Source organism: Sphingobium indicum BiD32, from assembly GCF_000382885.1.
GTDB lineage: Bacteria > Pseudomonadota > Alphaproteobacteria > Sphingomonadales > Sphingomonadaceae > Sphingobium > Sphingobium japonicum_C.
Genome location: NZ_CAVK010000216.1, coordinates 1 through 2399, shown reverse-complemented (window position 1 = coordinate 2399; position 2399 = coordinate 1). Strand labels below are relative to the sequence as shown.

Below are 2399 nucleotides of genomic sequence, written 5' to 3'. Positions count from 1 at the left end.
AACTAGGGGCTACTCAATCTTTCGATGAGATCGTAGACTCAAAGACCCAGAGCCACAGCCGCATTGAGGCAATTTGGCCAAGGCGGCGTGGACAAATTTGAGCCAGTATCTGGCGGTGGCGAGATGGACCGTTCCAAGGAAGCTGTTAGCAAGTTGGCCGTAGCGGGTGGCGATGGCGCGGTTGATCTTGAGGTGTCCGGACATCAGTTCAATGCGATTGCGCTGCTTGTATTGCGCCCGGTTGTTCGATTTTCACGCGGCGGTTTGACCGACCGGGAATGACCGCTTCGACCTCCCGTTCGGCAAGGTCGGCACAGATTGCATCGGCATCGTAGCCCTTGTCGGCGAACAGCGCATCGCGCGCACGTTCGGGCAGGCTGATCAGAGCGTCATACGCTTTGCAATCTGCCGCTTCACCGCCCGTCAGGATGAAGGCGAGCGGTCGTCTGAAGGCATCAGCCAGGCAGTGAAACTTACCGGTGAACCCGCCCCGCGAGCGGCCAAGAGCGCGTCGATGAGTCCCCCATTCCCGTCCACTGCCGACACATGGGCGCGAACGGTGGTGATATCGATGCTGTAGTGGCCGCTGTCCGCCATGACTTCGGCGAGTGTCACGGCAACGGTTTCCCAAACCCCAGCCTCGCTCCATCGTCGGAACCGGCGATAGATCGTGTTCCAACTGCCATATTTGGGCGGGACGTCCCGCCACGGCGGCTCCACACCGGAGCCGCCAGAGTATTCCGTTGATTGAGCGGTTCTGCTCGGAACCATGCTTTTCGTCGGTGTACGAACTGGCAAAATGCCATCACGAGGGCAGCCCGTGATCAGAGCGACAGGCCCCTTCTGGTTCTGGATGACCGGTGCCCTGTATGGCGTTGCACTGGCCGCCTACTTCGGATTGGTGATGCTCGTCGTCGTTGACGCAGCCTCAGGTTAGCTCTGCAGGTATCGGTCGCCCAATTTGTCCATGCCGCCTAGCACTACTTTGGCAGAAGTGCGGGCGGAGGTTTGGTGAGGCTACACCCGCAGTGAGGACAATGCTCCAGTGGAGAGCGTGACAGGTGGTCGAGAATGGCTTGGCGCACTGCTGGCAGGCTGGGTTGCGGCGGCGGGCCGAGGACTCTTTTTTTTCCGTTCCGCCTGAGCGATCCGGCGGCTTCGCAGGAAGGCATAGGCCATCATCGTCATCAAGGCGTGGCGGTGGAGCCCTGCCCAGGACCGGCCCTCGAAGTGGTCCAGGCCGAGTTCTTCCTTGAGTTGCTGATGGGCTTGCTCGCATATCCAGCGCGCCTTGATCGCGCCGGCCAGAGCCTTGATCGGGGTGTTGGCAGGCAGGTTGGAGAGATAATAGTTGCGTTCGCCATTCGAGCGATGCTCGCCCACCAGCCAGGCATCCTCTCCCGGCATGTGCTGGGCTCCGGCGAAACCGATCCGCTGGGGTGCTCCGTCGGCGATGCGCACACGCACTGCGGCAAAGCGCGCGGCCAGGCGCCCCTTCGTTCCCTTGCGCCAACTGACCTGACGCCACTTCGCGTCTTCGAGCACGGCGTGTGCGGCCCGGGATTTGACGTCCGGCACGTGCCGCACCCGCGGCCGCCCGCGACCTGCCACCGGGAAGATCAGTTGCACGTCGGCCGGGTAGACCTTTTGGTGCCGGGGAATTCCGACGGCCCAGCAAAGGCCGCGCGCGCTCAGCGCCTGCCGGAACGGAGCGGACAGCCGATAATCGGCATCGGCCAGTACGCAGCCGAAGCGTACTCCGGCGGCGATAACACGATCGATCTCCTCAATCGCAAGCACGGGCTTTGTGCGGTATTTCTGCAAGAGCGCAGGCACGCCGGCCTTGCTCATCCGCGCAACATCGCTCGTCCAGCTTTCCGGCAGGAATAGCCGCAGGCTCAGCATGACCGGAACTTCGCCCGAGGCCAACGTCACCGATACCGGCGTCTGGCAGTTCGCATTCTTGCCCAGGACCGTTGCGTACTGCGGCGCGACACCAACCGACGCCTTGCCCTTCTTCGGCAGCGCGGTTTCGTCAATGATCAGCCAAGCTCCGTCACCACCAACGAGTTCGTCTGCCTGCCTCCACAAGGTTGCTTCCAGCGGGGCGCTGTCCCACAGGCCGGCCCCGATGAAATGATGCAGTCGGTCATAAGCAATCGCGCCCGACCGCGCCGCCATGGGCTGGATGCTCTTGCGATCGCCCGACCCGATCAGGCCGGCGATATAGGCCGGGCACATCCGGCGCCGTGTCTTGTTACCCAGCACCTCCAGATACGGGGCAAGCCACCGCTCTAAATCCGCCTGCCAATCCTCGTCCATCGCCAGCCTCCGTCAAAGCTGGCTCCTCATGAATCAGGGAAATCTCTCCTTGGGAATCTGGTGTGATTTCTGATTCA

4 protein-coding genes are annotated in these 2399 nt (G+C 62.2%); 1 reads left to right on the top strand and 3 read right to left on the bottom strand.

What is annotated here, in order from left to right; genetic code table 11:
- Positions 1-87: 87 nt before the first annotated feature.
- A complete protein-coding gene (locus tag EBBID32_RS25400) occupies positions 88-282 on the top strand; it encodes a hypothetical protein (protein WP_231382260.1) in 195 nt (64 codons plus the stop codon).
- Here the strand turns inward: EBBID32_RS25400 and EBBID32_RS25290 are convergent.
- The 3 genes from EBBID32_RS25290 to EBBID32_RS19675 all read right to left on the bottom strand — a co-directional run bounded on the left by EBBID32_RS25290 (position 209) and on the right by EBBID32_RS19675 (position 2322).
- Positions 209-463: a transposase gene (locus EBBID32_RS25290; RefSeq protein WP_369384599.1), complete on the bottom strand. Its 255-nt coding sequence runs from the start codon at positions 461-463 to the stop codon at positions 209-211. The two genes, EBBID32_RS25400 and EBBID32_RS25290, sit on opposite strands and share 74 nt — an antisense overlap.
- Positions 424-720, bottom strand: coding sequence for a transposase (locus tag EBBID32_RS25040; protein ID WP_006964906.1), 297 nt, complete (start codon positions 718-720; stop codon positions 424-426). Before EBBID32_RS25040 ends, EBBID32_RS25290 begins: the two co-directional genes overlap by 40 nt.
- Before the next feature lie 297 nt (positions 721-1017).
- On the bottom strand, positions 1018-2322 hold the full coding sequence (locus EBBID32_RS19675) for an IS701 family transposase (protein ID WP_006964902.1): 1305 nt from the start codon (positions 2320-2322) through the stop codon (positions 1018-1020).
- Between the last annotated feature and the right edge of the window lie 77 nt (positions 2323-2399).

Excerpts from the sequence above, each read along its gene's own strand:
- EBBID32_RS19675 (WP_006964902.1), bottom strand. The coding sequence starts at position 2,322 with ATGGACGAGGATTGGCAGGCGGATTTAGAGCGGTGGCTTGCCCCGTAT.